The 15,346-nt window shown below is 67.3% G+C and carries 15 protein-coding genes; 3 read left to right on the top strand and 12 right to left on the bottom strand.

Translation table 11 applies throughout. The annotated features are described in order from the left end of the window. The first annotated feature begins 162 nt into the window (after positions 1-162). A complete protein-coding gene (locus H7J86_RS25865) occupies positions 163-2,037 on the top strand; it encodes a metallophosphoesterase (protein WP_267294425.1) in 1,875 nt (624 codons plus the stop codon). A gap of 1 nt (position 2,038) precedes the next feature. Here the strand turns inward: H7J86_RS25865 and H7J86_RS25860 are convergent, their stop codons facing one another. The 7 genes from H7J86_RS25860 to H7J86_RS25830 form a co-directional block, all read right to left on the bottom strand. Then, a complete protein-coding gene (locus H7J86_RS25860) occupies positions 2,039-3,241 on the bottom strand; it encodes a cation:proton antiporter domain-containing protein (protein ID WP_090362677.1) in 1,203 nt (400 codons plus the stop codon). 95 nt (positions 3,242-3,336) lie between these two features. Beyond that, positions 3,337-3,789 (bottom strand): PRC-barrel domain-containing protein, encoded by a 453-nt coding sequence (locus tag H7J86_RS25855; protein WP_090362675.1) that lies wholly within the window; start codon positions 3,787-3,789, stop codon positions 3,337-3,339. Positions 3,790-3,877: 88 nt separating this feature from the next. Next, positions 3,878-4,741, bottom strand: a complete 864-nt coding sequence (locus tag H7J86_RS25850; protein WP_090362672.1) for a polysaccharide deacetylase family protein — start codon at positions 4,739-4,741, stop codon at positions 3,878-3,880. A 77-nt stretch (positions 4,742-4,818) separates the two neighbouring features. Next, positions 4,819-6,132 carry an RNA 5'-3' helicase PhoH2 gene (phoH2, locus tag H7J86_RS25845; protein WP_090362668.1) on the bottom strand — a complete coding sequence of 438 codons (1,314 nt, stop codon included), beginning with the start codon at positions 6,130-6,132 and terminating at the stop codon, positions 4,819-4,821. A gap of 199 nt (positions 6,133-6,331) precedes the next feature. After that, positions 6,332-7,165 carry an acyl-ACP desaturase gene (locus tag H7J86_RS25840; RefSeq protein WP_267294423.1) on the bottom strand — a complete coding sequence of 278 codons (834 nt, stop codon included), beginning with the start codon at positions 7,163-7,165 and terminating at the stop codon, positions 6,332-6,334. 65 nt (positions 7,166-7,230) lie between these two features. Beyond that, positions 7,231-8,685, bottom strand: coding sequence for a glycine hydroxymethyltransferase (locus H7J86_RS25835; RefSeq protein WP_267294421.1), 1,455 nt, complete (start codon positions 8,683-8,685; stop codon positions 7,231-7,233). 54 nt (positions 8,686-8,739) lie between these two features. After that, positions 8,740-9,981 (bottom strand): DUF885 domain-containing protein, encoded by a 1,242-nt coding sequence (locus H7J86_RS25830; RefSeq protein WP_267294419.1) that lies wholly within the window; start codon positions 9,979-9,981, stop codon positions 8,740-8,742. A 30-nt stretch (positions 9,982-10,011) separates the two neighbouring features. Between H7J86_RS25830 and coaA the strand changes: the two genes are divergently transcribed. Further along, positions 10,012-10,944 (top strand): type I pantothenate kinase, encoded by a 933-nt coding sequence (gene coaA / locus H7J86_RS25825; protein WP_090362660.1) that lies wholly within the window; start codon positions 10,012-10,014, stop codon positions 10,942-10,944. A 12-nt stretch (positions 10,945-10,956) separates the two neighbouring features. Here the strand turns inward: coaA and H7J86_RS25820 are convergent, their stop codons facing one another. The 4 genes from H7J86_RS25820 to H7J86_RS25805 all read right to left on the bottom strand — a co-directional run bounded on the left by H7J86_RS25820 (position 10,957) and on the right by H7J86_RS25805 (position 14,146). Further along, the gene (locus tag H7J86_RS25820) at positions 10,957-11,358 is read right to left on the bottom strand and encodes a hypothetical protein (protein ID WP_267294417.1); all 402 of its coding nucleotides are present in this window, start codon (positions 11,356-11,358) and stop codon (positions 10,957-10,959) included. A gap of 94 nt (positions 11,359-11,452) precedes the next feature. Continuing rightward, positions 11,453-11,863, bottom strand: coding sequence for a hypothetical protein (locus H7J86_RS25815; RefSeq protein WP_267294471.1), 411 nt, complete (start codon positions 11,861-11,863; stop codon positions 11,453-11,455). A 100-nt stretch (positions 11,864-11,963) separates the two neighbouring features. Beyond that, positions 11,964-13,337: a hypothetical protein gene (locus H7J86_RS25810; protein ID WP_187096692.1), complete on the bottom strand. Its 1,374-nt coding sequence runs from the start codon at positions 13,335-13,337 to the stop codon at positions 11,964-11,966. 5 nt (positions 13,338-13,342) lie between these two features. Further along, positions 13,343-14,146, bottom strand: coding sequence for a (2Z,6E)-farnesyl diphosphate synthase (locus tag H7J86_RS25805; RefSeq protein ID WP_090362652.1), 804 nt, complete (start codon positions 14,144-14,146; stop codon positions 13,343-13,345). Between the two features lie 74 nt (positions 14,147-14,220). Here H7J86_RS25805 and trhA point away from each other — a divergent pair, with 74 nt between their 5' ends. Further along, positions 14,221-14,973, top strand: coding sequence for a PAQR family membrane homeostasis protein TrhA (trhA, locus tag H7J86_RS25800; RefSeq protein WP_090362784.1), 753 nt, complete (start codon positions 14,221-14,223; stop codon positions 14,971-14,973). On the opposite strand, the gene H7J86_RS25795 is transcribed toward trhA, so the two are convergent. Then, the gene (locus H7J86_RS25795) at positions 14,970-15,344 is read right to left on the bottom strand and encodes a nuclear transport factor 2 family protein (RefSeq protein ID WP_090362782.1); all 375 of its coding nucleotides are present in this window, start codon (positions 15,342-15,344) and stop codon (positions 14,970-14,972) included. The two genes, trhA and H7J86_RS25795, sit on opposite strands and share 4 nt — an antisense overlap. Positions 15,345-15,346 lie beyond the last annotated feature (2 nt).

The following is a 15,346-nucleotide window of genomic DNA, read 5'->3' as shown; positions in this document are numbered from 1 at the left end:
ATCGGGTGTCGGCTGATCGACCGACATCGGTCAATTGTCGCTCCGAACAACGGAATATCGGCTTACCATCGAGCACCTCGGCGATGCGCGCCGTGACCACGCTCCGTCGAGTTCTGCGATCGGCGAACCATCCGCGGCGGGCCGACCCGGACGAGGAGCACGATGATGGTCCCCAACCTCACCAACTCCGCGACAGGTCGAGCCGACGACGATCTCGGCTTCCGGAGACGCGCGGCAGTCAAGTGGTTCAGTCCCCCGACACTCGCCCGTTCGGCCGCCAAGGTGCTCCTCGCCGCGGCCTTCGGTGACTACCTGGACAAGCGAGAGCTGCAGAGCGCACTCCCCAGCGTCGTCCACGAGATCGACCCAGGAGCCGACGGGATCTGGATCGACTTCGTCGCCGACACCGGCGACGGCTTCGACCCGACGTACTCCGTGGCGTGGTGCATGGCGCAGCACAGCATTCATCCCGAGGGGGCGAAAAGCCCACTGCCGCGAGCCGATCTGGTGATATTCGGTGGCGACGAGGTGTACCCGTATGCGACGCCGATGGAGTACCACGACCGATTCGAAGGCCCGATGACCGCGGCGCTGCCCTGGACCCAGCCGAAGACCCGCCCCGCGGCCGCCGCGCCCACCCAGGATGAGCTGACCCCGGTGCACACCACCAACCCGGTGATGCTCGCGATTCCGGGCAACCACGACTGGTATGACGGCTTGACCGGATTCATGCGCCTGTTCGCACAGAACGGTTGGATCGGCGGGCGCAGGCTGATCCAGCGCCGCAGCTATTTCTCGCTGCTTCTTCCTGGGCGAAACTGGCTGTGGGGTATAGATATTCAGAATGATGCCTATGTCGATGCCGTCCAGCTGGACTACTTCAGGCACGCCGCGACCGAGATGGCCGAAGACGACCGACTGATCATCTGCACCGCAAAACCGAGCTGGATCGACGTGCCCGATGATCCCGCCGTCTACCGAAGCGACCCGCCCTCCTATCGCAATCTGAAGAAGATCGAATCCTTGGTGCCCGAACAGGTCCGCGTGGTGCTCATGTTGAGCGGTGACAGCCACCATTACGCCCGGTACGAGGCCGACGTGCCGGACGAGAACGGTGCACACCGGATGAAGATCACCGCGGGCGGTGGCGGAGCGTTCCTGTCGGCGACCCACACGTTGGACGGACAGCTCGACATACCCCGGCGCACGACATCCGCCGACCCGGTATCGGCCACCGAGCAGTTCACTCTCCGGACGCGCTACCCCAGCGAGCCCACCTCCCGGCGCCTGTCCTTGCGGACGCTCGCACTGCCCGTGCGCAATTGGACGTTCATGCCAATTCCCGGGCTGTTCTATCTGTTGTTGTTCGCCGCGACCAACACGCGGCTCACCTCCGCGACCCGGACCATGTCCCTGGACGGTGCACCGCCCGGTTTCGCCGAAGTCCTGCTCACCTTCGTCACCGGGCCCAGCCCCATCCTGATCCTGCTGCTGTTCGGTGCCATCGCCGGGTTCTATGTCATCCCGAAGCGGTACGGGGTGTGGGCGGCACGCATCGCACGGTGCGTGGTCGGCCTGCTGCAGACCCTCTGTCACCTCCTGGCTCAAGCGTGGCTGGCCACACTCATTCTCGGGACCGTTCTTCCCCGCCTTCCCCGAACGCAGCAGTCAGGGCAGACCTCGATTCAGGCCCTGGCCGAGCCACTGTGCGGCGGCGTGTTGATGTTCATCCTGGGTTCGATCGTGGGGTCTGTCATCTTCGCGTTCTTTCTCTGTGCGGTGTTCCTCAGCGCCGGTTGGAACAAGACTGAGGCCTTTTCCGCTTTCCGGCATACCGGGTACAAGAACTTCTTGCGTATGCACGTGAGCGAGGACGGAATCACCGTCTATCCGATAGGTATCGACAAGACCTGCCGCCGTTGGCAACCCACACCACCCGCCGACCGAATCTCACGCGAGGATTCGCTACTCCGGCCGAAGAACCTGACTGCGTCCATCTCGACTCATCTGATCGAGGAGCCCTACCGGGTTCACTAGATCAGGGTGTCGCCAGCCGGTCGGGCGCGACGAATCGGATACCCGGCCAGGCCGTCAGGCTGTGCAGCAGCAGGCTCAGCGTCACGGTGATCACCACCGCTTCGGTGATGACCGAGGTGTTCTGGATGCTGCCGTGGCCGAGTACCAGCAGACCGAGTACCAGCGTGCCGATCCCGCGCGGACCGAACCAACCGATGAACCACCGGCTGCGCATCGGCACATCGGTGCCGAGCAGGGCGAGCTGGACCGCGACCGGCCGCACCAGCGCCAGTGCGGCCACACAGAACAGCACGGTGCGCCAATCGATCTCGCGCCAGCCCGTGAATATCGCGTAGCCGCCGAAGATGGCGAACACGACGAGCTCGAGCACCTGACCGGCGGCATTGGACACCTGGGTGGGTACCGAGGTGTCCGCATGGCGCGCGATTGCGGCGAAGCCCAGCCCGCCCACGAAAGCTGCGACGAATCCGCTGGCGTGGATTCGTTCCGCCACTCCGAAGCACACCAGCGCCAATGCCAGCGTGGCCAATTGTGCCCAGGTGTCGTTCATCCAGCCCCGCCGCCATGACGCGGCGACCACCACCCCGCCGACCAGTCCGATGACCGCACCCACCAGCACCGCGAACAACTCGGTGTGCACCAGGAACCAGCCCCAGCGTCCGAGATCGCCGTCGGAGTGCTCCGATGCCAGCGCCAGGGCGGCGAGCGCCGCCGCGAGCGCGAACCCGTCATAGCAGCCGCTCTCCACCGACAGCGCGTGCCGCACCCGCTCTGGAATGCGGTGGTCCTCCAAGAGGGCGTCGATAAGCGCGACCTCCGTCGGCGCCACGACGGCCGCCAGACACACCGCCTCCCACAGCGGCAGCACAGGCAGCAGCACGAGCGCGGTCACCGTGCCCAGTAGAAGTGCCAGGGGGATCCCGACCACCAGCAGCCGGAAGGTGGCATGGCCACGGCGCACCGCCCGCACCAGATCGAGCGAGGCCGCCTGGTTGAACAGGATGACGGTCAGGGCCAGCTGTGCCAGCGTCGTGAAGGTGTGGCTGTCATCCGCGGCGACCACGTCGAGTCCGAACGGCCCGAGCATCATTCCCATGATCACGAACACCAGCGCCGGTGCCAGGTACCACTTGTTGACCAGACCGGAGATGACGGCGTAGATCAACACCAGCACGGTGAGGGCGAGCGCGGTGCCGGTGTGCATACCGCGGAATCCTAGGGGTAACAGGGCGAGCGAAGCGACGGGGAATCAAATCGCGGGCGAGCGAAGCGACGGGGACGCCAAGGACCCCCTGCGCGCTATTCCTTCGGCGGTGTGTCGTGGATGCCGTGGGCGGCGGTGTTGATGGCGGTACCGCCGATCCCGGCCGCGGCCGTCGCGATGTCGATACCCGCACTGTGCCTGCCGGTCGACCGCTCCGGAGGCGCCGGCGCGGGCGGCGGTGCCGCGGGCAAGTGGTAGTGCCGGGCCAGCTCGTGTTCCTCTTCGGGGGTGATGCCCTCACGCGCGCGCGGATTCGGCGCCTGCTTGACGCTGTCCTTGTCGACGGCCACCGTCACGGCGTTGCGGTCACAATGCGCGCCGGCGAGCGGGACGAAGGACGACGAAAGCCCGAACAGTCCGCGATTGACCGTCACCCACTTCGGTTGGTGGGTGTACGCGTCGACGAATATCTGGCCGATCTTGCCGATCCGGTGACCGGTCACGTCGTACGCGGTCGCGCCGACGAACCGCTGCACGGGGCTGGCCATGTTGTTCTCCTCCGTTGTGGGGATTCACGCTCTCCACGACTCGGGTAGCCGCCCTGCCCGGGTGGCTAAACATCACCGGCTCAGGCCGTCAGGCTCCGTTGTTGGGGCCGCCGGAGTTGGCCCCGGGGATATCGGTGATGGGAAAGTTCGGCATCGGCGGCGGTGACGGCGTGGGCGGCAACGCGGGTATCTCGGCTGGCGGGATATCGGTGAGATCGTTTGCGGGGGCGCCGTTTTCTCGACTGCCATAGCTGGTTCCCGGCTGCCGTTCCCCGAGCATGTGACTGACCGTGACCAGGTGGTAGCCGTTGGCCTTGAGCACCGGGATGAACTGGTACACCAGATCGACTGTGGAGGAATAGGTGTCGTGGAACAGGACCACCGAATTGGGTTTGATCTGCGTCATGAGCATGTAGCGGGTGGCCGCGATGTTGGCGTCGTTGAACCAGTCGAACGGGATGACATCCCAGTTGATGTCGGCCAGCCCTTGTTTGGCCGCCTCGGCCAGCACGGCGTCGTTGATCAAGCCGCCGGCGGTGCGCAGCAGTTTCGGCCGCTGCCCCGTCGCCGCCTCGATGGCGGCGCTGGCCTTGCTGAGTTGGGTGGGAATCGCCTGCGGCGGGATCGCCGTCATGTTGGGGTGTTCCCACGTGTGACTGCCGATCTCCATACCCGCCTCGGCGATGCGCTTGGCGCCGGCGGGGTTGGCCGCGACCTTGTTGCCGATCAGGAAGAACGTCGCCTTGGAATCGGTGTCCTGCAGGATCTTGAGCAACCTGTCGGTATAGGGACCGGGCCCGTCGTCGAACGTCAGCGCGACGCACTTGACCTCGGCACAGTTCACCGCATCGGGATCGTCGCGGCGGATGTGACCGGACAGGCTGCCGACGATCAGGATCGCGACAGCCGCCACGACCCCGAGGACGGTCCACAGCCAGGCATGTCGTGACACCCACGCAGCCTACCGGCTGGCGATTTCGGCGCGCTCACGCTCGCTGAGCGAGCGTGAGCGCGCCGAAATCACTCAGGTCAGGGCAGCGCCTCGGGGCTGATCTCCTCCAGCATCTCGGTGACCAGCGCGGCAATCGGTGACCGCTCGCTGCGCATCAGGGTGATGTGCGCGAACAGCGGGTGACCCTTGAGCTTCTCGATCACCGCGGCCACACCGTCATGCCGGCCGACCCGCAGGTTGTCGCGCTGGGCGACGTCGTGGGTGAGCACCACCCGCGAACCCGCGCCCAACCGGGACAGCACCGTGAGCAGCACGTTGCGCTCCAGCGACTGCGCCTCGTCGACGATGACGAACGAATCGTGCAGCGAGCGGCCACGAATGTGGGTGAGCGGCAACACTTCCAGCATTCCGCGGCTGAGCACCTCTTCGAGCACCGCGGGGCTGGCCAATCCTTCCAGGGTGTCGAAGACGGCCTGGGCCCACGGCCCCATCTTCTCGCTCTCACTGCCCGGCAGATAGCCCAGGTCCTGGCCGCCGACGGCGTAGAGCGGACGGAAGACCACGACCTTGCGCTGGGTGCGGCGCTCGAGCACCGCTTCCAGGCCCGCACACAGCGCCAGCGCCGACTTACCGGTGCCCGCCTTGCCGCCCAGGGACACGATTCCCACCGACTCATCCAGCAGCAGATCGAGGGCGACGCGTTGTTCGGCTGACCTTCCCCGGAGGCCGAACACTTCGCGGTCACCGCGCACCAGCTGCACGCGCTTGTCGGCGTTCACCCGTCCCAGCGCCGACGAGCTGCCGCCCAGCAGCCGAATTCCGGTGTGGCACGGAAGATCCCGTGCCGCCGCCAGGTCCAGCTCACCATCGGCGAACAGTGTGTCGATCTCCTCGGCGGCCACGTCCAGCTCGGACATCCCGGTCCAGCCGGAGGTGATGACGTCCTGGGCGTGGTACTCGTCGGCGGTCAGGCCCACCGCGCCGGCCTTGACCCGCAGCGGGATGTCCTTGCTCACCAGGGTGACGTTCTTGCCCTCGGCGGCCAGGTTGGCCGCACAGGTCAGGATGCGCGCGTCGTTGGTGTCGGTGCGGAAACCGACCGGAAGCACCGTCGGATCGCTGTGGTTGAGCTCGATGTGCAGACGCCCACCGTGGGTACCCACCGGGATCGGCTGATCCAGCCGGCCATGTTCCAGGCGTAGGTCGTCGAACAAGCGCAAGGCTTGTCGGGCGAACCAACCGAGTTCATGGTGGTGCCGTTTGCCTTCCAATTCACTGATGACCACGAGCGGGACCACTACTTCGTGCTCGGCGAACCGTGTGCACGCCCAAGGATCGGACAGCAACACGGAAGTGTCGAGCACATAGGTCCGGATCTGAGAATCAGTCACGAGGCGCTCCTAAGCCCGCGCGGCCCCGCGAAGGCAGTTCGGCGGGCGCTGCGGTACCAGGACCGGGGCCGGTCCCGTTCTTGTCGAAACGATCGGTACCGCCCGGACAGCAAAGCAAGTTGCTAGCCATCCCTTGCGACGCTACTCCCGGTCCGCACGGTGCGCGCGTCAGGCGCGCCGGGTCAACCGGCACAACAGGTTACGCGGACGTGAACTCTCGTAACTCTGGTTCTTCGGCCAGTCCCCACGCGGCGATCCGATCAGCGACGACGGCCGCCAGCGCGGCCTGGTCGAAGATGCCCGCCGACGCCACCGAGGCCACCTTGTCGGCATAGGCATCGATATCGCTACCGACCACACCGAGTTCGGCCGCTCGGGACACGACAGCCGCCACGGTCTCCGCGCGTGCGGTGGTCGCCACATGGGCGACCAGGTTGGAGAAGAACACCGCGTGCCGCTCTTCGTCGGTCGCGATCTTGCCGACCAGGCCCTTCAGCGTGGGATCGGTGATCTGAGCTTCCAGGTTGCGGCAGAACACCGCGTTCGACTGCTCGAAGAACGCGATATTCACCAGCGTCTCGATCTGGGTCAGCTTGTCTGCGCGGTACCCCTTCATCACGTGTTCGACGCGGACGTCCTCATTGGCCGCCGGGTCGACCTCACGGGTGACGACGAGGTAGTTGCGCAGCGCGATCGCGTGCAGGTGCTCCTCGGCCGTCCAGCGACCGATCCAGCGACCCCACTTCTGGTCCAGGATGAAGTGCTCGACGATTTCGCGGTGGTGCGCGGCGAGGTTGTCCTTGGTGATGAGCAGGATCTCAAGGGCATCCGTGACCGGCTTGGGCAGCGTCACGTCGGACGGGTCCCAGTCCTTGCCGCCGAGGAAGGCGAAGTTCTCGCCCTGGTCGAACGGCACGTAGTCGTGTCCGTACCAGGGCTCCTCGGTCGCCAGATGGCGGGTGAGGTTCTCCGCGACGACAGGCTCCAGCTCGAGGGTCAGCGCATTAGCAACCGGAGGCGTTTTCTGTGCCATGAGATAACTGTAACCCTCATACACATGTTTCTCGAAATTGCCCGCTGCGTGTCGCTCTCCGAGGCTCAGAGCGTCAGGCCCGGGTAGAGCGGGTTGGCGGCCAGCAGCTCGGCTGAGGCGGCCTTCACCCGGTCGGCGGTGCCCTCGGCCAGCTTGTACTTGGCTTTGGAGGTGCCTTCGACGGCGGTGTTCTTCAACACCTCGACCACCAACTCGGCGACCCGGTCGAAGTCCTCGCCGCCGAAGCCGCGGGTGGTCAGTGCCGGAGTGCCGAACCGGATGCCGCTGGAGTACCAGGCGCCGTTCGGATCGTTCGGGATGGAGTTGCGGTTGGTGACGATGCCGGCATCCAGCAGTGCGGACTCGGCCTGGCGGCCGGTCAGCCCGAACGAGGTGACGTCGAGCAGCACCAGATGGTTGTCGGTGCCGCCCGTCACCAGCCGTGCGCCGCGGGTGAGGAAACCGTCGGCCAGGGATTTGGCGTTGTCGGCGATGCGCTGCGCGTACTCGCGGAACGCCGGCTGACGGGCCTCGGCCAGCGCCACGGCCTTGGCCGCCATGACGTGGCTCAGCGGACCGCCGAGCACCATCGGGCAGCCCTTGTCGACGGCGGGGGCGTATTCCTCGGTGGCCAGCACCAGGCCGCCACGGGGGCCGCGCAGCGACTTGTGCGTGGTGGTGGTGGTGACGTGCGCGTGCGGCACCGGATCCTCGTCACCGGTGAACACCTTGCCCGCGACCAGTCCGGCGAAATGGGCCATGTCGACCATGAGGGTGGCGCCCACCTCGTCGGCGATCTCACGCATCTTGGCGAAGTTCACCCGGCGCGGGTACGCCGAGTAGCCGGCCACCAGGATGAGCGGCTTGAACTCGCGGGCCGCGGCGGCGACGGCGGCGTAATCGATCAGACCGGTCTCGGGATCGGTGCCGTAGCTGCGCTGGTGGAACATCTTGCCCGAGATGTTGGGTCGGAAGCCGTGGGTCAGGTGCCCACCGGTGTCCAGCGACATGCCCAGCAGGCGCTGGTTGCCCAGCTTGTTGCGCAGCGTCTCCCAGTCCGCCTCGGACAGGTCGTTGACGTGCTTGGCGCCCAGCTCGGCCAGGGCGGGGGCCTCGATCCGGGTGGCCAGGATGGCCCAGAATGCCACCAGGTTGGCGTCGATACCGGAATGCGGCTGCGCGTAGGCGTAGGGGGCGCCGAACAGTTCACGCGCGTGCTCGGCGGCCAGCGCCTCGACGGTGTCGACGTTCTGGCAGGCGGCGTAGAAGCGGTGCCCGACGGTGCCTTCGGCGTACTTGTCGGAGAACCAGGTACCCATGGTCAGCAGCACGGCCGGGGAGGCGTAATTCTCGCTGGCGATCAGCTTCAGCGAATCCCGTTGATCGGCAAGTTCTTTACGGGTGGCGGCGGCGACCCGGGGCTCGACCTGCTCGATGACCTGCAAGGCGGACCGGTAGGCCTCGCTGGCGGTGGCGGCGTAGTCGGCGCCGAGCGCGCTGACGGTCGAATCTGCAGTCATGACCACCAGCCTATCGCCCCACCACGACGCGGTTTCACCGCGCCGAACCTGCCGCTAGGCGGCCCGCAGCGCGGACGGGATCAGCGGTTCGTCCAGCAGCCGGCCGAACCGCTCGGTGAGCGACACCTCGGCCGGGCGGGCGTCCAGCCAGCCACGCAGCAGCCGGTACCCCTCGACGTAGGTGCTGGTGTAGGCCCGCCACAGCGGCGAAGACAGGAACTTCAGCATCTGCCGGGCCCGGGTCTCCGAGGTCAGCAGCCAGGTGGACAGGTAGGCCACCACCTCGTCGACGTCGCGGTGCTCGTCGTGCAGCATCAGCGCCGCGTCCTGACGCACATCGGCCAGCGCGGCGGAGGCCTCGGAGATGGCGGCGGCCCGCTCCCCGTCGAAGCGCAACCCGAGGTCGGCATAGATCTCGGCGGCCCATGGACCCCAGCCCTGCCCATTTCCCGTCGCTCCGCTCGCCCCGTCGCCGACGACCGCATAGAGCGCCAGGTCGGCGAGGCCCTCGGCCATCAGGCACTGCGGGGTGTTGACCAGGAAGATGGTCTGCTCGGCGTGACCGTCGCGGGCCACCAGACCGGCCTCTTTGCGGCAGTGCTCGGTGTGGTGGCCGGGATAGGACTCGTGGGCCACCAGCCGCGGCAGATTCGACATCTGCTGTTTGAGGTCGGCGTTGACGGCGACGGTCGACTTGTAGTCGCCGAGGTAGTAGTTGAATCCCGACCAGGGCTTGTCGGTGACCACCTCGTAGGTGATGGTCTCGGCTTCGGGCAGCGGATAGGTGGCGCGCACCTTGTCCCGTAGCGCCGAGGAGAACGCGTGGATGGCCTCCTCCAGGCGTGCCGGCGGGATCTCCTCGGCGCTGCGGTAGGCGTGCATCCGTTCGGCCAGCGAGCCGGTGCCGCCGACCACCTCGTCGAGCCGGCGGTGCGCATCGCGGTAGCGCTGCGGATCGCCCTTGACGATGTCGACGTCGAAGTACTCGCGCACCTCCTCGACGAAGCCCACCCCCTCGCCGGCGAACTTGCGTCCCGCGCACGCCAACGCCTTCAGATGTGCCGACAGATAGTCCGCGCGGGGACCGTCCAGGCCGCTTCCGGGCACCTGGCCGAGCAGTCGCTGCGCCTGTCGGGCCAGGTCGGCCGGATCGGGAGTGGCCTCATCGGCCACCTGGCGGCGCAGCTGCGGATCGCCGGTGAAGGAGTCCACATAGCCCTCCTCGACCCGGTCGAAGCGCAGACCGAGAAGGAGATACTCGCGAATCAGGGCCTCTGAATCCGTGCCGGCGTCCATGACGTCAACCGTAGATGCAAGACTGACCGCATGCCGCGGCCGAGTGAGCCGAGCCCATATGTGGAGTTCGACAGAGCCCAGTGGCGCGCATTGCGTATGGCCACCCCCCTTGCGTTGTCCGAAGCGGAACTGCGCAGCCTGCGCGGCCTGGGTGAGCAGATCGACCTGCTTGAGGTGGAAGAGGTCTACCTGCCGTTGGCCCGGTTGATCCACCTGCAGGTCGCCGCGCATCAGTTGCTCTTCGCCGCCACCGCCGAGTTCCTCGGCGAGCAGACACCGGAGAACCCGGTGCCCTTCGTCATCGGAGTGGCCGGCAGCGTCGCCGTCGGGAAGTCCACCACCGCCCGCGTGCTCAAGGCGCTGCTGGCCCGGTGGGAGAACCATCCTCGGGTCGACCTGGTGACCACCGACGGCTTCCTGTACCCGAACGCAGAGCTCGCACGCCGGAACATGATGCATCGCAAGGGCTTTCCGGAGAGCTACGACCGCAGAGCGCTGATGCGCTTCGTCACCGCGGTCAAATCCGGGGCGGAGGTGGCCTGCGCCCCGGTGTATTCGCACCTGCTGTACGACATCGTGCCCGGCGAACAGCAGCTGATCCGCCAGCCAGACATCCTCATCCTGGAGGGCCTCAACGTGCTGCAGACCGGGCCGGCACTCATGGTCTCGGACCTGTTCGACTTCTCGCTGTACGTCGACGCCCGCATCGAGGATATCGAGCAGTGGTACATCTCCCGGTTCCTGTCGATGCGGGCCGGCGCCTTCGCCGACCCGGCCTCCCATTTCCACCACTACTCGACGCTGACCGACGAGCAGGCGGTGTTCGCGGCCCGCGATATCTGGCATTCGATCAACCGGCCCAACCTGATCGACAACATCCTGCCGACCCGGCCCCGGGCAACCCTGGTGCTGCGCAAGGACTCCGATCACTCGATCAACCGGCTGCGGCTGCGCAAGCTCTGAAACGGCGAGCGTTCAGATCCGGCGAAGACCGGCGTACTGCACGCTGCCGATCACCGCGGTGTACAGCGCGCCCCCGAACAGCAGGGCGTAACCCCAGGTGCTCAGCGGCCAGATGCCGGCCTCGGCCAGTCCCACGAAGCCGACGGTGAACAGCGCGTTGGCGGTGATGGTGGCGATCGCACCGGGGCGCACCCGATCCCGGCCCGCGAGCCAGTACACGACCACGCCGTAGGCGAGGAAGAACACACCGAGGCCGTACTCGACGGCGACCGGGACCCCGGTCAGCGAGGACAGCCAGTCTGCGGCGGCGACGAACGGGATGCCGGTGATCCCGACGAGCACCGCGTCCAGGCGCATCGCGAAGCGGACCAGCCCATCCCTGGCCCGGGTGGTGGGGGCGGTGAAAGTGGTCATCGAACATTCCTTCCTGTTGGGGGGTGAGGAGAAGCCGGTGCGGGGGCATCACGCCAACCTCTAGCGGGACGACCCCGCACCGGGTCGGAGGGAGTCACGCCAGACGGCGCACTCCGAGGTACTGCCACCACGCGCAGCCGAGCGTGCACAGGACGACGGCCAGTGTCATCACGACGCCCGCGGTGGTGAGCGGCAGGACGCCCGCGATCAGTACGGCAAGCGTCCCGGCCGCGACGAGGAGGTTGGCGGTGACGACGCCGATCCCGATACGCCGCAGCGCCGGTGCGGCGGCCAGCAGATAGAGCATGGCGCCGTAGCACACCAGGGTCGCGCCGGCGATCCACTCCGAGGCGGCCGACAGTCCGGACAGCCGGGACAGCGGATCGGCCGCCACCGCCACCAGCAGTCCGGTGGCGGCGCATACGGTGGCGTCGGCGCGCATGACGAACCGCAGCAGCGAATCCGAACTGTCGGTCAGCGGTGGCCGGGTGAGGGTGGCGGTCATATCGGGCTCCTCTTCGTCGAGGGTGCGGAACACCACCAACATTGCGAGAAATCCACTGCCAGGTCTGCCCCGGTCGCTGCCAGACACTGCCAAGCCCAGCTCAGCCCGTGTGCGCCACCTGCCCGCCGCGCAGGTCGGCGGCGATGACGCGGGCCGCGGCGTTCTGCCAGTTGTGCAGGGACCGCTGCGGCACCTCGGTGACCAGCCACTGCCAGGCCTGTCGGGCCACCGGGTCGAGTCCGGATGCGGTCGCGTTCTGTGCGTAGGCGCGCACGCCCGCGACGTACGGGAAGTACAGCGAGTTGTAGTGCCGCCATTGCTCGCTGGTGCCGAAGTCGCCGCCGTCGCGTGGTTTCAGCGCGGCGATCCGGTCGGCCAACAGCGCCCTGAGTTCGTTGGCCCGCTCCAGCGGCTGATCGGGTGCGCCCCGGGAAGCGAGCCGGACATCGATGATGGGCAGCGCGGTGAGCGGACTGGCCACCAGCTTGGACAGGTCACCGTAGTGGCCCAGTGCACGCCGGGTCAGGCGTGCGAACGCCTCGTCGTCGACCTGGTCCAGTGGGTGCGCCGAGCGCAGCGGCAGGGCGGACTCGGTGCGGCGCAACGCGGCACGGTCGGCCCGCAGTTCCGGGGAGCGCGAGAACGTGACCCGGTCCAGCAGTCCGGCCAGCGGATCGGCCAGCACGTTGATCGCGACGGCGATCGCGACGCTGGTGAACAGCAGTACCGTCAGCGCCGTCCGCGCCGACGGCCCCGCCACGGCGAGGCCGACCAGGGCCTGCCCGCCGAACACCAGGGCCACCACCGCCGTCGCCGTGAACGACCGCAGCATGTCGGCGCGCAGGGCCTGCCCCTCGTCGAAGGCGTCGGACAGCGCGACGGCCACCCCGAGCAGGGCCACGTCGAACCCGGTGGACGCCAACGCAAGCCAACTGGGCACCAGGCCGAGCGGGATGACCAGGATGGCGTTGCCGAGCGCGAAGAACAGGGTGGCCACCACGACGAAGCGCACCACCGGGACCGGCTGGACGGGTCGCAACGTCGTGGTGGCCATCGCCCCCAGCGAGGACACCGACACCGCGGCGAACATCACCCAGTGGCCGGCGCGCAGCGGACCGTCGACGTTGCCCGCCATGGCGGCGCCGGTGAGCGCCACCGCGGCCACCACCGCGACTGCCACGAACTCGCGCGCCCGGCCGGGCGGGTTGTCCTGGGGGCGGGACAGTTCCAGCAACACCGCGAACCAGAAGATGCCGGGCAGCACGACGAGGTAGACCTCGATCTGACTCAGTAGATGCGTACTGCGCTGCAGCCCGCCGGCCGCCACCCGCACCGCGTCCAGTGCGACCACCGCGGCGAAACTCGTCAGCCCGGCCGCGGCCAGCGCCAGCACGGGCTTACGCGGATTCCGGGCGAGCAGATACAGGCCGAGCCACCAGCTGAGTGCGAAGACGACCGCCGACAGCCAGGCCATGATGGTTACAGGCCGTGGCGCCGGTGGCGCCGGGTGTAGTCGCGCAGCGCGCGCAGGAAGTCGACGCGGCGGAAGGCCGGCCAGTGCGCCTCGGTGAACCACATCTCCGAATATGCGCTCTGCCACAACAGGAATCCGGAGAGACGTTGCTCACCCGAGGTGCGGATGACGAGGTCGGGATCGGGCTGCCCAGAGGTGTAGAGATTCTCCGAGATCGCGTCGACGGTGACCGCATCGATGAGTTGTTCGGCGGTGGCACCGTTGGCGAGTTCTTTGCTCAACAGGGCCCGCACGGCATCGACGATCTCCTGGCGACCGCCGTAGCCGACGGCCACATTGACGTGGAAGGAACCGGGACCTCTGGTGGCCGTTCTCGCCGTGCCGTCGACCGCCTCCCGGAGCCGGCGGGCGGGTTCCTCCCCGAGCAGTTCCAGGTCGCCGACCGTCCGCACGCTCCAGTGATTGGCCGGGGCGCAGATCTCCTCGACGACGTCGGTGATGATCTCGATGAGGGCCGACAACTCGTCCGGATCGCGCCCGAGGTTCTCGGTGGACAACAGGTAGACGGTGGTCAGTTCGATTCCCGCGGCCTGGCACCAGCGCAGCATCTCGGCGATCTTGGCCGCACCCTTGCGGTAGCCGTAGCTGACATCGTCGTAGCCGGCGTCGCGTGCCCAGCGCCGGTTGCCGTCGCACAACACGGCGATGTGGCGAGGGAGTTCGGATTTCGAGCGAACCAGTTCGTTGCGCAACCGCATCTCGTACAGCCGGTACGCCGGCTCCTTGAGACGCGGGGGAATGATCTCCACGAAAATCAGACTACTGTGACAACCAGGCTCCCCCATGCCAGTCAGTGGAGGTGACCCAGTCAGTGGAGGTGACGATGACAACTCCGATCGACGCCAGCCGGCCGTACCGGTCGGCGGCAGCCACCACCCAATCCTCCGACGATCCCGGCGACCTGCCTGCCGCCGTCGTCGACGGGGTGGCCCAGTTCCTGGGCAAGCCGCGCGCCCGCGGCTGGATCCACGTCTACTCGGCGATCGTCGCGTTCATCGCGGGTGCGGCGTTGGTGTCGGTGTCGTGGTCGCTGCAGGGCACCCGTGCCGGCGTGTCGACCCTGATCTACACCTTCACCATCGTCGCGATGTTCACCGTCAGCGGCACCTACCATCGGGTCAACTGGACATCGCCGAACGCCCGCAAGTGGATGAAGCGTCTGGACCACTCGACGATCTTCGTGTTCATCGCGGGCAGTTACACGCCGTTCGCCCTGCTGGCCCTGCCCGATTCCAAGGGCATGGTGCTGTTCTGGATCGTGTGGAGCGGTGCCGCCGCCGGGGTGCTGCTCAAGATGTTCTGGCCGTCCGCGCCAGCCTGGGTCGGCGTTCCGCTCTACCTGTTGTTGGGCTGGGTGGCGGCATGGTTCATCGGCCCGATCATGGACGGCGCGGGTGTCGCGGCAGTGGTGCTGCTGATCGTCGGCGGCGCGCTGTACAGCATCGGCGGTGTGCTCTACGGACTGAAGTGGCCCAACCCGTGGCCGACGACCTTCGGTCACCACGAGTTCTTCCACGCCTGCACCGCGGTCGCGGCGATCTGCCACTACATCGCGATGTGGTTCGCGGTTTTCTAGTGGTTGGTGACGTTGTCCGGCCCCCAGTAGGCCTTCATCGACGTGATCTTGGCGTCCGCGTCGAACGTCATGACGCTGATGATCTCGATGCTCATCCCGACGCCGTTGCCGAAGTCCAGCGATAGCTGCCAGTAGAAGGCCGCCTCGTGGCCGAGCGCGCGCAGGGTGTGGATCTCGGTCGTGCCCTTGACGTTCTCGATATTGGCGTAGAAACCGCGGATGGCCTGCCGACCGATGTGCACCTCGCCGCCGACCGGGTCCTCCAACGTGGCATCGGAGGCGTACAGCTCGACGACCTCGTCGGGTGCGCCCTTGGCGACCAGCTCGAGATAACGGTGAACGGTGGCGGTGATCTGCTCGGGAGTGGGCATGC

Source organism: Mycobacterium hackensackense, assembly GCF_025822555.1.
GTDB classification, from domain to species: Bacteria; Actinomycetota; Actinomycetes; order Mycobacteriales; family Mycobacteriaceae; genus Mycobacterium; species Mycobacterium fluoranthenivorans.
This window is presented reverse-complemented; position numbering and strand designations above follow the sequence as displayed.